Origin of the sequence: Microbacterium sp. Root61, from assembly GCF_001427525.1 — a bacterium.
Lineage (GTDB): Bacteria > Actinomycetota > Actinomycetes > Actinomycetales > Microbacteriaceae > Microbacterium.
Map to the genome: position 1 here is coordinate 1,108,732 of NZ_LMGU01000001.1, position 15,546 is coordinate 1,124,277.

Consider the following 15,546-nt stretch of genomic DNA (forward strand, 5'->3'; position numbering starts at 1 on the left):
TCGCAGCCGTGAACGGGTTGTTCCGGGAGAGCTCAGCTCGCGCTGGCCGATCAGTCCGGGACTTCGAACGCGGCAACGACCGTCGCCGCAGTTCCGCTGAGCCGCGCGATGACGACGCACTGTACGACGCGCTGCGCTCCCTCGCTGACCGCGAGCCCCGGAAAGAGCGTGACATGCGGTCGGTAGCCATTCCGCCAGTAGGCCGGGACATCGGCCGCGAACCCCGAGAGCGATTCGATCCGATCGGCCAGGCGCTCGTGGGTGAGTGCGAGCCGTGTGGGCCGCACCAGCTGAACGGGCACATCACGATCCGGTCCGAACAGCGCCGAGCCGGCGAACTCGACGGCCAGAGGCCCGGTCAGAGCATCCGCGCCGCGCACGGCGGCAACGAGATCGGCGAGGTCCGCATCGGTGACGAAGTTCGACACGAGCGTCACGTGCGCGGGCCAATGACCGCGGTCGAATTCGACGCCCTCGGCGATGGTGTGGAACAGCGCCGCAACGGTGTACTTCTCCCGCAGTCGGTTATCTGTCACGCGAGCGGCCAATGGCGACGGCGAGAGGTCGATTGTTCACCCCCACATCCAACCATCGCTCGGAAAATCCCCATTCCAGCCTGGCATCCGACGCAGCCAGGCCTCAAAACTCAGTGGCGCGGCTCGATCGTTCCTCCACATGCACGCAGGTGCGGGGAGTTTCCCGAACTGGGTGATCCTTCCGTTCGAATGTCGGAGGCCTTTGGGAGAATAGACCATGGCAATCTTCTCCGAGATTCTCGAGCACCTCGAAGTGCTGCGCGATGCTCTCGGAGCTGACACTGCATCAGGTGTCTTGCCGAGCCAGGTCGCCGCGCTCGACGACGATGCCGTCGTCGTCGTGATCACCGCCGCGTCGGGCATCATCCGCGCAGCGGAGAAGGTGCGGATCACGGCGTCCGGAATCGCCGCTGTCCGCAGCACTCGCGAGAGCGGTCATGGCGGGCTGGCCCAGACGCGTGGGCATCACTCCCCCGTCGCGCTCATCCAAGAGCTGACGGGCGCCACACGCGCCGACGCGATCAAGCACGTACGACTCGGCGAGTCGTTGCTGACGGGGGCTGGGATCGCCGGACGAGGCGATGTCGAGGTTCGGCTCGACCACGAGACGCACAGCGACACTGACCCCATCCGCGAGGCCTGGCACGGTGCGCTCGGGCGCGCGCTGCTCGACGGCACCATCAGCTCGGCGCAGCACGAGGCGATCCTTCGCGGGCTCGGTGAGCCGCCCGACACCGATGAACACTCGGCCTACTTCGCGGAGGCATGGTCGCTCGCCGCGGAACAGCTCGGCCGTGAAGCTGCGGACCGCACCGTGGAAGAGCTGGCACGCGCGGCGCGAACAGTGCGAGACCAACTCGATCCAGAGGGTGCTCAGCGCCGATACGACGAACGTTCCGAACGTCGGTCGTTCCGCCTGTGGACGGACGCCGACGGGGTGCGACGCGCGTCCCTCACCTTCGACGACCTCGGCGGAGCGTGGGTTCAGACGATCGTCGCGAGCGCGCTGCGGCCACGGCGTGGAGGGCCGCGCTTCGTCGATCCGACGGAAAAGGCGCAGGCCGAGAAACTCGTCGAGGATGCACGCACCAATGAGCAGCTCGCGTATGACCTAATCCTCGATGTGCTCCGCGCCGGCGCGCTGGCCGACGCCACGGCTGTGTTCGGCACGCGTCAGGCCGGCGTGCGTGTTCTCGTGACGGCACAAGATTTGCAGGCCGGTCTCGAGGAATCCCCGGCGACAAGCCTCACCGAGGATGATCAGCTCGCGCTTCCGGCATGGCTGATCGCCCAGCGGGTCTGCGACACCGGAACCGTCCGGTGCACGGTCGATCGCGAAGGAAATCCCCTCGATCTCGGGCGCGAAGAGCGACTTTTCTCCTCGAAACAGCGCATCGCTCTCGCAGTGCGCGACGGCGGATGCCGGTGGCGAGGCTGCGACCGCCCCGCCTCGTATTGCGAAGCCCATCACATCGACCATTACGCCGAGGGCGGCTCCACGGACATCGATCGCGGGATACTCCTATGTCGCTATCACCACATGCAGCTGCATCACGGTGGGTGGAGAATCACCCGCGACGGTCATGCCGACTTCGTCTTGCACCCGCCGCCCGGGCGAGGAGATCCGATCGTCCTGGGAGCGCGGCTCGCTCTGCGATACGCGTGGCGCGACGTCGATCCACCACCGAAACGGCTTCGGCCGGCGGCGTGATGCGGGCCGGCGGCGCGGTTCTCGCGGTGGCGCGGTGCCGGTGACATGATGCGTGCCGACGACATGATGCCGCCGCTGCTCTCGGTGGCCCGATCTCCGGGGTCGCCGCCGACATGAAAGCATAGATCGATGCTCGACGACCTCCACCTCCGTCCTTGGCGCGCGACGGATGCCGACGCCCTGCGCGCCGCGGTGTTGTCGACTCCTGGTCTGGACACCCAGCTGGGCGGAGCGGACCTCCGCACCGTCGCGCAAGCCGCATCCTTCATCGATACGCAGCTGAGCGCGCGCGCGAATGCGCGAAATTGGGCTGTCGTACACGACGGGACTGCGGTGGGAAACGTGGGCGTCTCGGCCATCGAGCATCGTCACGGCACCGCATGGATCTCCTACTGGCTCACCTCCGCCGCACGCGGCCGGGGCCTCATGACCCGCGCCCTAGCCTCCGTCGCCGATCTGGCGTTCAGCGAAGACATCTTCCGGCTCGAACTCGGCCATCGCGTGAACAACCCCGCATCGTGCCGGGTCGCGACCCGCGCCGGATTCATCCCCGAAGGGATCGAACGACAGAAGCTCCGGTACGGCACCGAGCGCTTTGATGTCGAGCTCCACGCGCGTCTCGCGACCGATCCTGCGCACGGTGTCGATGGTCTGCCGATCATCGACCGCTGAGTCTCCGCTCAGCCATCGGCCGCTGAGCCCCGCTCAGCGAATCAGCGACGTCGATCGGCGCTCTCGGCATCGTGAGTCGCCGAGTGCGACTACTAATCCGCCGCATCCGCTCCGCGCACGGCAGCAACCAACCGCTCCCACAGCGCTTCGAGGCGATCGACCCATGGCCCTGCCATTCCACCCGCACGGTACCGATCGCGCACCTCCGCAAGCGACACCCACTCGCTGTCGCGCACTTCGGTGGGATCGAGCTCGAGCGTGCCGACATCCACACCATGCGCGACGTACAGATCGAGCAGCGCGTTCACCTCCGTGAAGCGTCCGACGAAGATAAGCGCTTCCGGTTCAGCCCGCAGCCCCGCCTCCTCGAACAGTTCGCGCGACGCCGCCTCCGCGCTCGTCTCACCGGCCAAGGCGCTGCCCGCGGGGAACTCCCACGCCAACGGCCAATCCTTGATCGCGGCGCGCTGCGTCAGCAGCACCTGCCCGTCATCGCGCACGACGCACGTGGCCGAAACGACATGGAACAAGCCGGCCGGAAACCCTGGATCACCGCGGCGATGGGTCCTGCCGACAGGCCGGCCGGCGGCATCCGTCACATCCCAGAGTTCGCCGTCCATGTCTCAGTCCTCGAAAGCCCCGTAGACAGCGAGGGTGTTGGCGGCGACCTGAGCGCTCAGCTCGTCGACGTCCAGACCGAGCTCGGCCGCCATGAAGCGCAGCGTGACCGGGATCAGGTACGGCGCATTCGGGCGACCCCGATGCGGCGTCGGCGTGAGGAACGGAGCATCCGTCTCCACCAGGATGTGATCCAGCGGCGTGACCGCGAGAGCATCGCGGAGGTTCTGCGCGTTCTTGAACGTCACGTTGCCCGCGAACGACAGGTAGTACCCCGCATCGGCGGCGATACGCGCCATGTCGGCATCGCCCGAGAAGCAGTGGAACACCGTGCGCTCCGGGGCGCCGACACGCGCCAGCGTCTCCAGGACGGCGTCATGCGCATCGCGGTCGTGGATCTGCATCGCGATCCCGTGCTTCTTGGCCAGCGCGATGTGCGCCTCGAAAGACACGTACTGCGCAGGGATGCCGTCGGCCTCGGTGCGGAAGAAGTCCAGACCCGTCTCGCCGATGGCCCGCACGCGCGGCTGCGCGGCGAGCTCGTCGATGACCGCGATCGCCTCGTCGAGACGGCCGGCTTCGGCATACGCCGGAGCCTCGTTCGGGTGGATCGCGACGGCAGCGAGCACACGGGGATGGGATGCCGCGGCCTCCGCCGACCACACGCTCGACTCGATGTCGCCGCCCGCCTGCACGACGCCGATCACGCCCACCGCCGCGGCGCGATCGAGCTGATCGGCGACCGTCAGCAGCTCGTCACCGTCGGCGATCTCCAGGTGAGCGTGGTTGTCGTACACCGGCACCGCGAGCGGTTCGGGCGCCGCCGGCCATCGCACATCGCGCGAGCCGTCGTTGTACCGCTCCCGCACGTAGTTGCTGGGGTCGGTCATCACACCGTCTGCTCGACGCGCGGGAACAGCGGCGCCAGGCCGTTGACCGAGGATCCGGGCTTGAGCGCACCCCACTTCCCTGCGGCGCGGATGGGCTGGTCCTGCAGGCGTCCGAGGGTCTCGGCGGCACCGAGCGCGATCCACAGCTTCTCCGTCGCGACCGGCGTGACCGGCGACAGCAGGGTCGCGAGGGCGCGAAGTCCCTCGGCAGCCGTGTACAGCACCGTGCCCAGGCGGCCGCGCTGGGCGTCGTCCTTGGCCAGAGCCCACGGCTCGTTCTCGGTGATGTAGAGGTTCAGCGCGTCCACGATCTTCCAGATCGCGGCGATCGCCTCGTCGATCCGGAAACGCTCGATCGCGGCGTCGGCGGTGGCCGCGGCATCGGCCACGACCTGCTGGATCGCGAGATCTGCGTCGGTGTACTCCCCCGGTGGCGGGACGATGCCCTCGTAGTACCGCTCGATCATCGCGACGGTGCGCGAGGCGAGGTTGCCGAAGCCGTTGGCGAGCTCGGCCTGGTAGCGGGCGGACAGGTCCTCCCACGAGAACGAGCCGTCCTGGCCGAACGCGATCGCGGACAGGAAGTAGTACCGGTACGCGTCGGAGCCGAAGACGTCCGTGATCTCGGTCGGCGCGATGCCGGTGAGCTTGGACTTGGACATCTTCTCGCCGCCGACCAGCAGCCAGCCGTGCGCGAACACGCCGCGCGGCACCTCGAGCCCTGCAGCCATCAGCATCGCGGGCCAGATGACGGCGTGGAAGCGCAGGATGTCCTTGCCCACGACGTGGAATGCCGGCCAGCGGCGCGCGAACTGCTCCGGGTCGGAGCCGTAGCCCACCGCGGTGGCGTAGTTCAGGAGCGCGTCGACCCACACGTAGATGACGTGCGCCTCGTCCCACGGGACCTTGATGCCCCAATCGAACGTGGAGCGCGAGATCGAGAGGTCCTTGAGGCCCTGCTTGACGAACGAGATGACCTCGTTGCGCGCAGACTCGGGGCGGATGAAGTCGGGCACCGAGGTGTAGAGCTCGATGAGCTTGTCCTGGAACTCGCTGAGCTTGAAGAAGTAGTTCTTCTCCTGCAGCAGTTCCAGCGGCTTGGAGTGGATGGCGCAGACCTTGAGGCCCTCGAAGGCACCCGTGCCGTCGACGATCTCCGACTCGGGCTTGAACTCCTCGCAGCCGACGCAGTACAGCGCCTCGTACTCGCCCGCGTAGATGTAGCCGCGGTCGTACAGGGTCTGGAAGAACGTCTGCACGTTGTGCTCGTGGCGCTCCTGCGTCGTGCGGATGAAGTCGTCGTTGGCGACGTCCAGCGTCGTCAGCAGCGGGAACCATGACTCGCCGACCAGGCGATCCACCCACTGCTGCGGTGTGACGCCGTTGGCGACGGCCGCACGGAGCATCTTCTGGCCGTGCTCGTCGGTGCCGGTCAGCATCCAGGTGTCATCGCCCGCCTGGCGGTGCCAGCGCGCGAGCGTGTCCACCGCCACGGTCGTATAGCCATGGCCGATGTGGGGCACGTCGCTCGGATAGTAGATCGGCGTCGTGATGTAGAAAGAACTCCCGTTACTCACCCGTCGAGTCTAGTTTGGCCGGATGCCTCGCCTCGGCCTGTGACGATCGCCCGGCCGAAACGGTCTTGCGCAAGCCGAAACGTCACATGTGACGCGGACGGGTCAGCCCTTGACGGCCAACGCGGCCTGGTAGAGCTCGCGCGAGGAGTGCCCGGTGTGGGCGGAGACCTCGGATGCGGCATCCTTCAGTCGCGTGCCGGCGCGCACGAGCTCGAGCACCTGCGTCACGGCATCGGGGAATGCGACGTTGCGCGGGGCGGCTCCCTCGACGACGAGCACCACCTCGCCGCGAACGCCGTCGGCGGCCCAGGCGGTCAGCTCGGCGAGGGTGCCGCGCTTGGTCTCCTCGAACATCTTGGTCAGCTCACGGCAGACGGCCGCGCGACGATCGTCGCCGAACGCCTTCCCCATGTCGGCGAGCGTGGTCGCCACCCGCGACGGCGCTTCGAAGAACACCATCGTGCGGGGTTCGGCCGCGAGGGCGCGCAGGGAAGCGGCCCGCTCCCCCGGCTTGCGCGCCACGAATCCTTCGAACGTGAAGCGATCGGTCGGCAGCCCGGAGACGGCGAGCGCGGTGACGACAGCGCTCGGTCCGGGGATCGCGGTGACCGTGACGCCGAGGGCGGCGGCCGCGGCGACCAGTCCGTATCCGGGATCACTGACCGTCGGCATCCCCGCTTCGCTGACGACGAGGAGATCCTCCTGCGCAGCGAGGGCGGCCAGCTCGGCGGCCTTCTCCTTCTCGTTGTGGTCGTGGAAGGCGATCAGGCGCGGGCGATTGGTCACGCCGAGCGCGGCGAGCAGGCGTTGTGTCGTCCGGGTGTCTTCGGAGGCGACGACGCGCACGGTCTCGAGCGCTTCGACGAGGCGGGGCGAGGCATCCTTGAGGTTGCCGATCGGGGTGGCGGCGAGGATCAGCATGCGCCCAGTCTCGCACTCGACCCCCATAGGCTGTTCGCGTGACGATCGCCGAGCCACTCCTGCCCCCGGCCGTTGCGACGCGCACTCGGCCGTCCGTGTACGACCGCTGGCGCGCGCGGGTGGCTGCGGATCCGCGCCGAGGCCGCGTGTGGGGCTGGCTCGCGCCGACCCTGATCACCCTCATCGCCGGCATCCTGCGCTTCTGGAACCTCGGGCATCCGCACGCCTTCATCTTCGATGAGACGTACTACGTGAAGGACTCCTGGAGCCAGTGGAACCTCGGCTACCCATCCACGTGGGGTGACCGCGCCGACGCGCTGTTCGTCGCGGGTAACACCGACACCTTCACCACTGTCGGCAGCTTCGTGGTGCACCCGCCGCTCGGCAAGTGGATCATCGGCGCGGGAATGGGCCTGTTCGGGGCCGATTCCTCGGTCGGATGGCGGTTCACCACCGCGCTGTTCGGCACCGCGCTGGTGCTGCTGCTCTACTTCGTGGCACGGTCACTGACCGGATCGACGGTGTTCTCCTCGGTCGCAGCGCTGCTGCTCGCGGTCGACGGCCTCGGCATCGTGATGAGCAGGGTCGCGCTCCTCGACATCTTCCTGACCTTCTTCGCCCTGCTCTCGTTCTGGTTCGTCATCCTGGATCGCCGCCGACATCTCGCGAATCTCGCCGCCGTGATCGGTGCCCGATCGCTCGGCGGCACGCCGCCCGCGTGGGGGCCGGTGCTGTGGAACCGCCCCTGGCTCATCGCGGCGGGGGCGGCGGCCGGCGCCGCGACAGCGGTCAAGTGGTCGGGACTGTACGTGCTCGCGGCGATCGGCATCTACGTCGTGGTCTCGGACGCGCTGGCCCGTCGACGCGCCGGGGTCGGGTTCTGGCCGACGGATGCCGCGTTCCGGCAGGGCATCGCGTCGTTCCTGCTGCTCGTCCCCATCGCGCTCGTGGTCTACGTCGCGTCGTGGATCGGCTGGCTCGTCACGGATGACGGCTATGGCCGACACGCGGTGGACGATTCACCTGCGACCGGATTCTGGTCGTGGGTGCCGCTGCCGCTGCAGAACCTGTGGGCATATCACGAGGCGATGTACGGGTTCCACGTCGGTCTCACCTCGCCGCACGGCTACCGCAGTGCGGCCTGGCAATGGCCGTTCCTGATCCGGCCGACGTCGATGTACTACCACCAGGACAAGCTCGGTCAGCTCGGCTGCGAGACGGCCAACGGGTGCGTGCAGAACGTCTACAGCATGCCGAACCCATTGATCTGGTGGGCCGGCATCGCGGCGATCGTCTATCTCGTCATCCGCTTCATCGTGAAGCCCGACTGGCGCTACGCGATCGTGCTGACCGGCTTCGCCGCGACCTACGTGCCGTGGCTGCTGTACCCGGAGCGCACGATCTTCCAGTTCTACACGATCGCGATGCTCCCGTTCATGCTGCTGGCGCTGGCCTTCGCCCTGCGAGATATCGCCGGATCGGGCAGCACCGATCCGGACCGGCGAAAATCGGGGCAACGAGTGGTGCTGGTGTTCCTCGCCTTCGTGCTTGTGCTCTCCGCGTTCTGGTACCCGGTGCTCACCGCGACCTCCGTCCCGTACGACTTCTGGCGCGCGCACAACTGGTTCCCGACCTGGGTCTAGCTCTCCGCGAGCTGGGATGCCTCGGTCACGGGCAGGCGGCACGTGAAGCCGCGACAGTCGTACAGCGCCGCGCGACCGCCGACGAGCGCCTTCGCCTCGAACAGCTCGAACCCGGCCTCGGCCCACTCCTGCGCCTGTTCCGGCGTCACGACGGCGATCACGTCGGCACGTAGCGCACCTGCCGCCGCAACGAGCGGGTCATCCGACCCGGGTGCCACCACCACGACCTGCCGCGGCGCCGCGGCCAGTCCGACCGCCGTCTCCAGCAGCGCGCCGTAGCCGACGGGATGATCCAGCGCGATGGACGAATGGGATGCCACGACCCCGGCCGCGATCTCCCGGTAGCGCTCCCCCGCACCGAGCCGCCACGCCGCCAGCGCCGCAGCGGCCACGGACGCCGGTCCGGACGGATGGTCTCCGTCGGCCGCATCCGTCGTGATCGGCACGCCCTGTGCGGCCAGCACCGGATCACCGCCACCGGGCGTGCGCAGCGCTCCGTCCCGCACGCAGGCGTCGATCAGGTCGAGGGCTTTCGTCGCGTACAGCACATCGCCCGTCGCGGCGGCGAGGCCGAGCAGACCGGAGGCGAGCAGCCCCCAGTCCTCCAGCGCTCCCGCTGCCCGCGACGGGATCTCATCCAGCGACGCGCGCCGCAGCATCCCGTTCGCGTCGATGTTGTCCACCAGGACGCAGTCCGCGGCCCAGCGCGCCGCCTCGATCCACGTCGGCTCCTGCAACCGCACCCCGCCGCGGGCCAGCGCGGCGATGGCGAGTCCGTTCCAGCCGGTGATGACCTTGCCGTCGAGCGCGGGAGGATCCAGCGATGCCCGTGCCGCGGCATCCCGGACGTAGTACCCGCCCTCCGACCGACGCCCGTCCACCATCGACTCGGAGTCCTGCGCCGCCGCGAACCCGCCGGACGGCAGTTGCATGACCTCCCGCAGGAACGCGGCGATGCCCCGGGCCGTAGCAGCATCGCCGTCGTCGAGGGCGACCTCGAGCAGCCCGGCGTTGTCGGTCAGCATGCGCTCGTAGTGCGGCACGGTCCAGTCACGACGGGTCGCGTAGCGGAAGAAGCCGCCATCGACGGGGTCTCGCAGCGGCGAGGTCGCCATCGCTGCGAGCGCACGATGCGCGACCTCCGGCTCCCCGCCGTCGCCCAGTGCCGCGGTCGCTTGGAGGAATCGCAAGGCCGGAACGGTCGGGAACTTCGGGGTGTCCATACCGACGGATGCCGCGGCGAAGCCCCCATACTCCCGATCCTCGAGCCGGGCCAGGCGCCGTGCCGCATCCATGAGTTCGTCGGAGCCGGGAAGACGGTCGGCGGGCGGCCGCACGGCACCGAGACGCTGCAGAGCCTCCGCGAGCTGCTGCGAGGTCTCGTCGACCTGGTCGCGGCGCTCCTCCCACGCCTCGCGGACGGCCGCGAGCACCTGCCGAAATGCCGGGAGCGGCGGGCGCGGCTCGGGCGGCCAGTATGTGCCGGCGTAGAACGGGCGTCCGTCGGGCGTCGTGAAAACGGTCAGCGGCCAGCCGAGGCTGCCGGTGAAGGCTCCCGCGGCGGCCAGATACGCGGCATCCACCTCCGGATGCTCTTCCCGGTCGACCTTGATCGCGACGAAACCGTCGTTGATCTCGCGGGCGGTCACGTCATCCGAGAAGGACTCCCGGGCCATGACGTGGCACCAGTGGCAGGTCGAATACCCGATCGAGACCAGCACGGGCACATCGCGGCGCCGGGCCTCATCGAACGCATCCTGACCCCACGGGAACCACGCGACGGGGTTGTCGGCATGCGCGCGCAGGTAGGGACTTGACGCGTCGGCAAGACGAGAGGCCATGCGTCCAGGCTATGCCCGCACTCACCAGCTCGACACGTACTCCGAGATGTGTTGACGGGCGACCTGCTCTACCAACGGGAGCGCCCGGGATGCGGCCTCGTCGATGCGGGCGAGCAGCGCGGGATCGGTGACCGTGTATCCCTCGAACGCCGCGTCGCTCGCGTACACCCCGAGCGGCAGCGTCAGTGCCTGGAAGAACCCGAACAAGGGCCGCAGTTGATGCTCCAGGATGAGGGCGTGCCGCTCGCCCCCGCCCGTGGCGGCGACCAGCACCGGCTTCCCTACGAGCGAGTACTGCCCGACGAAGTCGAAGAGGTGCTTGAACAGTCCCGTGAAAGACGCGCGGTACACCGGGCTCGCCGCGATGATCAGGTCGGCGCTCTCGATCGCGAGGAGCGCGTCCTCGACCCGCGGCGAGAGGTCTTCGCGGCGCAGGGCACCGGCGAGGTCGGGTCCGATGTCAGTCAGCTCGATGATCCGCGCATCGATGTCCGAACGGTCCGCGAGCGCCTCGATGAGGGCCGCGACCAAGGCCGTCGTGCGGCTCGGCGCCGACAGCGAGCCCGACACCCCGACGACGCGCAGCGGGGTGCGGGGAGCGGACTCGGTCATGCCTACGACGCTAGCCGCGGCGTCCGTCTCCGCCCCGCCGCGCGACACGGGGCGTCACACCGTCAGTTGACCTCGTTGGGGTCCGAGCTCACGCGGCCACTGCCGTCTGGCTGGTCCAGCGAATCGATCGCGGCGAGTTCGGCGTCGGTCAGCGTGAAGTCGAAGACGTCGAGGTTCTCGCGCAGGCGCTCGATGCGCACCGACTTGGGGAACAGCACGAACCCCTTCTGCAGGTGCCAGCGGATGACCACCTGTGCCGGAGTCTTGCCGTGGGCGACGGATGCCGCGGTCACCGGCGCGGTGCCGAACAGGTCGTACTTGCCCTGACCGAGAGGCCCCCAGGCCTCGATCGCGACGCCGCGGGCGGCAGCCCACTCGGTCACCGCGCGCTGCTGATGCGCCGGGTGCAGCTCGATCTGGTCCACGGCGGGGACGACACCGGTCTCGGCGACGATGCGCTCGAGGTGCGGCACGAGGTGGTTCGAGACGCCGATGCTGCGCGAGAGCCCGGCATCCCGCAGCTCGATGAGCTTGGTCCACGCATGCACGTAGTTGTCGCGCGCCGGGGTCGGCCAGTGCACGAGATACAGGTCGACGGCGTCCAGGCCGAGCTTCTCGAGGCTCTCCCCGAGCGCGGCGCGCGGCTCGTCGCCATCGTGGCGGTCGTTCCAGAGCTTGGTCGTGATGAACAGCTCGTCGCGCGACAGTCCGCTGGCCGCGATCGCCGCGCCGACGCCCTCCTCGTTGCCGTAGATGGCGGCGGTGTCGATGTGGCGGTAGCCGACCTCGAGCGCCTCGCTGACGGCACGCTCGGTGTCTGCCGGCGGCACCTTGAACACCCCGTAGCCGAGCTGGGGGATGCTGTTGCCGTCGTTGAGCTGAAGTGAGGGAACCGTCGTCATGTCTCCAGCCTACGTTCCGGATCAGCGGTAGCGGCGGCCCTCGTCACGACGGAACAGGACGAGCGCCAGGATGAGGAAGACGATCGTCCAGACGACGATGCCGACCCACACCCACCACTCCAGATCGCCGCCCTGCACGGCCCAGATGACGAACTCCCGCGCCTGGCGCGACGGGAACCACTGCGAGATCGTGTTGAGCCAGTCGGCGAAGATCTGCGGCGGGAGGAACAGTCCGCCGCCGAACGCCAGCCCGAACATGATGACCTGCACGACGGCGATCGCGGCCTTCATCGGCATCGCGTAGCCGATGCAGATGCCGATCAGCATGAACGGCACCGCCGACACGGCGAGCGCGAACAACCCGAGCACGATACGCCCGGGGGATGCGGTGGCCGCGGTGAAGAGGCCACCCACGACGATGACGGGGATGATCGCGACGATTCCGAGCGCCCCGGTCGAGAAGATCTGGGCGAGCACACGCGCGAGCCCGGATGCCGGGAGGGTGCGCAGGTACGGATCCCACGGCTTCTCCCTGCTCTCGGCGATCGTGAGGCCGAAGCTGAACAGGCCGTTCGACATCACGGCGAACACCGACAGCGAGATGACCGCCTGCGTCGCGAACTCCGGGTTGTCGGCCACGGCGCGGTTGGGCACGACGAAGAAGAGCAGGGCGAGCGCTGGGAAGACCATCGCGCCGATGACGGCGACCGGGATGCGGAACGTCTCGATGAGGTTGTACTTGGCGTGCAGCAGGGTGATCCGGACGATGCTCGGGGTACTTCCGCCCGTGCGGTCCAGCGTGATGGCGCTCATGCGGAGGCCTTTCGGTCGGTCGAGTCGGTGAGGGCGAGGAACGCTTCCTCGAGGGTGGCGCCGCGCACCGTGAGTCCCTGGAACGGGATGCCGCTGCCCACGAGTGCGCGGACGAATCCGTCCGCGTCGGTCATCGTGAACAGCTCACCGTCTCCGTCGGTCTCATGGTGAGCGGACGGGTCGAGCCGTGCGACGGCGACCGGGTCCGGCGTCAGGATGCGCACTCGGCTGCGCCCGACGTGGGCGAGCACGCTGCCGATCGTGTCGTCGGCGAGGATCCGGCCGTGGTCGACCACCACCACACGCTCGGCGAGCGCCTCGATCTCTTCGAGGTAGTGGCTGGTGACGACGATGGTCACGCCCGCGGCGTGCTGCGCGCGGATGGCGTCCCACAGGGATCGGCGCGCATCCACATCCAGTCCCGTCGTCGGCTCGTCGAGCACCACCAGGGACGGCGCTCCGACGAACGCGAGCGCGACGCTGACGCGACGCTTCTGACCGCCGGAGAGGGATCCGGTCTGCCGGCGGAGCAGATCCCCGAGCCCGAACTGGGCGGCGAGGTCGGCCGTGGACACCCGGTGAGCGAAGTGACCGCCGACGAAGTCGATGACCTCGCCCACCTTGAGCGCCTCCGGCAGCGCGGTCTCCTGCGGCGTGCTGCCGAGCAGCTGCCGATTGCGCACGTCCCGCGGGTCGCCGCCGAAGAGGCGGACCGTCCCGGAGGTCGGGCGCCGCAGCCCCTGCAGCAGGGAGAGCAGCGTGGACTTGCCGGCGCCGTTGGGGCCGAGCAGGCCGACGATCTGACCGGGCGCGATGTCGAGCGTGACGTCATCCGCCGCCACGATGTCGCCGTAGCGGCGGGTGACGTGGTCGAAGGAGGCGAGCGGTGCGAGGGTCATGATGATGCTCCCAGGACGCCGCGGAGGGCGTCCATGTAGTCCTCGAAGGCGCGACGGCCTTGCTTGGTCAGGGCTATGTAGGTGATGGGCGTGCGGCCCTTGTGGGTCTTGACGACCTCGACGTACGCGGCATCCTCCAGCTTCCGCAGATGCGTGGAGAGGTTGCCCGCGGTCATGTCCAGCAGCTCCTGGAGCCGTGCGAACGAGATCTGGTCGCCCGCGTCGATCGTCGCCAGCGTCGCCATGATCCGCAGCCGCGCCTGCGCGTGGATGACCGGGTCGAGCTCATCCACGGCCGGCCGCCGTCCGCGTGACCCGGTTGCGCAGCCGGGCGAGGTGGACGAAGGACAGGATGCCGAGCAGCAGGTAGGCGACGCCGCCCCCGATCGCCAGCACGAGGTAGTGGGTCGGATAGCCGAAGAACAGCGCCGCGATCGCCACCACGATGGTCCAGACGCCGAGCACGATCATGGGCACCGCGTGCCAGATGGCGCCCGAGATCACGTACATGATCCCGGCGAACAGCACGAAGGCGATCGGGTAGAACAGGTTCGCGAGGTCGCGATCCATGCCGTTGAACACCAGCCCCTGCGCGAAGCCGAAGATCGCGAGGCTGCCCAGCATCCAGGTCATTCCGTAGACCATGCCGGTGAAGGCCGCAGCGCTGTTGCCCCGGATACCGCGACCGGAGCGGATGCCGAGGACCGTCGAGATCGCGATCGCGCCGCCGAGGAGCAGCACGAAGATCGCGATGGCGATCGGCAACGGAAGGGAGAACGTCGGCTTCAACCCGTCGATCAGCCACAGCGCACCGAAGCCGAGCAGCCACGCGACACCCCACGTCGTCACGAGGATCGGGACGAAGGCGGCCATCTGCCCTTCGACGCTCTTGCGCTGGTCATCCAGCAGGGCGAGCATCTGCTCCGGCGATAGCGCTTCATCTCCGGAGATGGGGTCATCCTGTGTTGCGTTCATATCTACTTTGTACCGCAAAGTAGTCTGCGAGCGCAATAGGTTTGCGTCTCTCGGCATATGAGAGGCCGACCGGTGGGTGCCGGTCGGCCTCTCCGTGCTCAGATCCTTTCGACCGGCTGCTGCAGCTCGGTCACCCACTCCTGTTGCGGCAGCGGGTCGGTGACGAGGTACACCTCACGACACAGGCCGGACGGACGATAACCGTTGGCCGGCATCCACTCCATGAGCTCGTTCCACGTCTCACCGATGCGCGACATCACACCGTGGTGCACGATCGTCGCAGCCAGCGGCACGGCGGGCAGCACGACGACATCGAACCCATCCGCGGCGCGATCTCCGTCGGCCGCCGTGTAGCCCGCGCGCACGCGCAGCCCGGCATCCTCGTTCTCACCATCGACCGCTTCGTACAGCGCATAGGCCGGTTCCCGCACCGCCAGGCCGGCGGCGCTGATCGCCGCCGCGAGCCGGTCGTAGAGGGGCCCGATGACGGGCGAAACGTTCTCCGGTCCCGGCCCCGGGGCCACGGCGGATGCCTCCAGCACCGCGACGGGGGCAAGGGTTTTGATTTCGACGGCAGCGGACATGATGGTGCTTCCTTCCAGAATGCGGAGGCGTTCGTCCAGGCGGCGGATGCGCTCGTGGTCTGCGGCGATCTGATCGCACAGCTCGGCTCGACGGGAGGCGAGCAGGGCGCGCGTGCCCGCGGCATCCGTCGATCCGTCGATCACTCCGCGGATCACTTCGAGTCCGAGGCCGAGATCGCGCAGGCCCACGATGCGCCCGAGCGTCGCGAACTGCGCGGCGTCGTACGACCGGTACCCGGATCTCGCGTCGACCCGGGCGGGCCTGAGCAGCCCGATCGCGTCGTAGTGCCGCAGCATCCGAACGCTCACCCGTCCGTACAGAGCGAACTCTCCAATGGTGTACATGATCACT

General features: G+C 68.6%; 16 protein-coding genes. 3 read left to right on the forward strand and 13 right to left on the reverse strand.

Going from position 1 to position 15,546, the window contains the following annotated elements:
• Positions 1-50 precede the first annotated feature (50 nt).
• On the reverse strand, positions 51-536 hold the full coding sequence (locus tag ASD65_RS05430) for a 2'-5' RNA ligase family protein (protein WP_056219519.1): 486 nt from the start codon (positions 534-536) through the stop codon (positions 51-53).
• Positions 537-753: 217 nt separating this feature from the next.
• Between ASD65_RS05430 and ASD65_RS05435 the strand changes: the two genes are divergently transcribed.
• Positions 754-2,247, forward strand: coding sequence for an HNH endonuclease signature motif containing protein (locus ASD65_RS05435; RefSeq protein WP_056219523.1), 1,494 nt, complete (start codon positions 754-756; stop codon positions 2,245-2,247).
• Between the two features lie 129 nt (positions 2,248-2,376).
• Positions 2,377-2,919 carry a GNAT family N-acetyltransferase gene (locus ASD65_RS05440; protein ID WP_056219526.1) on the forward strand — a complete coding sequence of 181 codons (543 nt, stop codon included), beginning with the start codon at positions 2,377-2,379 and terminating at the stop codon, positions 2,917-2,919.
• Between the two features lie 92 nt (positions 2,920-3,011).
• On the opposite strand, the gene ASD65_RS05445 is transcribed toward ASD65_RS05440, so the two are convergent.
• The 4 genes from ASD65_RS05445 to rsmI all read right to left on the reverse strand — a co-directional run bounded on the left by ASD65_RS05445 (position 3,012) and on the right by rsmI (position 6,925).
• Positions 3,012-3,539 carry an NUDIX hydrolase gene (locus ASD65_RS05445; protein ID WP_056219529.1) on the reverse strand — a complete coding sequence of 176 codons (528 nt, stop codon included), beginning with the start codon at positions 3,537-3,539 and terminating at the stop codon, positions 3,012-3,014.
• A 3-nt stretch (positions 3,540-3,542) separates the two neighbouring features.
• A complete protein-coding gene (locus ASD65_RS05450; RefSeq protein WP_056219532.1) occupies positions 3,543-4,427 on the reverse strand; it encodes a TatD family hydrolase in 885 nt (294 codons plus the stop codon).
• Positions 4,427-6,004, reverse strand: coding sequence for a methionine--tRNA ligase (metG, locus tag ASD65_RS05455; RefSeq protein ID WP_056219534.1), 1,578 nt, complete (start codon positions 6,002-6,004; stop codon positions 4,427-4,429). Before metG ends, ASD65_RS05450 begins: the two co-directional genes overlap by 1 nt.
• Positions 6,005-6,106: 102 nt before the next feature.
• Complete coding sequence (gene rsmI, locus ASD65_RS05460; RefSeq protein WP_056224512.1) at positions 6,107-6,925, reverse strand: 16S rRNA (cytidine(1402)-2'-O)-methyltransferase; 819 nt, start codon at positions 6,923-6,925, stop codon at positions 6,107-6,109.
• A gap of 38 nt (positions 6,926-6,963) precedes the next feature.
• On the opposite strand from rsmI, the gene ASD65_RS05465 reads away from it, so the two are divergent.
• Positions 6,964-8,568 carry a dolichyl-phosphate-mannose--protein mannosyltransferase gene (locus ASD65_RS05465; RefSeq protein ID WP_056219538.1) on the forward strand — a complete coding sequence of 535 codons (1,605 nt, stop codon included), beginning with the start codon at positions 6,964-6,966 and terminating at the stop codon, positions 8,566-8,568.
• Here ASD65_RS05465 and ASD65_RS05470 read toward each other — a convergent pair.
• The 8 genes from ASD65_RS05470 to ASD65_RS05505 all read right to left on the reverse strand — a co-directional run bounded on the left by ASD65_RS05470 (position 8,565) and on the right by ASD65_RS05505 (position 15,539).
• The gene (locus tag ASD65_RS05470) at positions 8,565-10,409 is read right to left on the reverse strand and encodes a thioredoxin domain-containing protein (RefSeq protein ID WP_056219541.1); all 1,845 of its coding nucleotides are present in this window, start codon (positions 10,407-10,409) and stop codon (positions 8,565-8,567) included. The two genes, ASD65_RS05465 and ASD65_RS05470, sit on opposite strands and share 4 nt — an antisense overlap.
• A 21-nt stretch (positions 10,410-10,430) precedes the next feature.
• Positions 10,431-11,021 carry an FMN reductase gene (gene msuE / locus ASD65_RS05475; protein ID WP_056219544.1) on the reverse strand — a complete coding sequence of 197 codons (591 nt, stop codon included), beginning with the start codon at positions 11,019-11,021 and terminating at the stop codon, positions 10,431-10,433.
• A gap of 62 nt (positions 11,022-11,083) precedes the next feature.
• The gene (locus ASD65_RS05480; protein WP_056219547.1) at positions 11,084-11,923 is read right to left on the reverse strand and encodes an aldo/keto reductase; all 840 of its coding nucleotides are present in this window, start codon (positions 11,921-11,923) and stop codon (positions 11,084-11,086) included.
• Positions 11,924-11,944: 21 nt separating this feature from the next.
• Entirely contained in the window at positions 11,945-12,736 is a 792-nt protein-coding gene (locus ASD65_RS05485; protein WP_056219550.1) for an ABC transporter permease, read from the reverse strand.
• Positions 12,733-13,635, reverse strand: a complete 903-nt coding sequence (locus ASD65_RS05490; protein ID WP_056219553.1) for an ABC transporter ATP-binding protein — start codon at positions 13,633-13,635, stop codon at positions 12,733-12,735. The genes ASD65_RS05485 and ASD65_RS05490 overlap by 4 nt, the downstream gene beginning before the upstream one ends.
• Positions 13,632-13,928: a winged helix-turn-helix domain-containing protein gene (locus tag ASD65_RS05495; protein WP_056219556.1), complete on the reverse strand. Its 297-nt coding sequence runs from the start codon at positions 13,926-13,928 to the stop codon at positions 13,632-13,634. The genes ASD65_RS05490 and ASD65_RS05495 overlap by 4 nt, the downstream gene beginning before the upstream one ends.
• A complete protein-coding gene (locus tag ASD65_RS05500; RefSeq protein WP_156378785.1) occupies positions 13,921-14,610 on the reverse strand; it encodes a hypothetical protein in 690 nt (229 codons plus the stop codon). Before ASD65_RS05500 ends, ASD65_RS05495 begins: the two co-directional genes overlap by 8 nt.
• Positions 14,611-14,708: 98 nt before the next feature.
• A complete protein-coding gene (locus ASD65_RS05505; protein ID WP_056219562.1) occupies positions 14,709-15,539 on the reverse strand; it encodes a MerR family transcriptional regulator in 831 nt (276 codons plus the stop codon).
• Positions 15,540-15,546 lie beyond the last annotated feature (7 nt).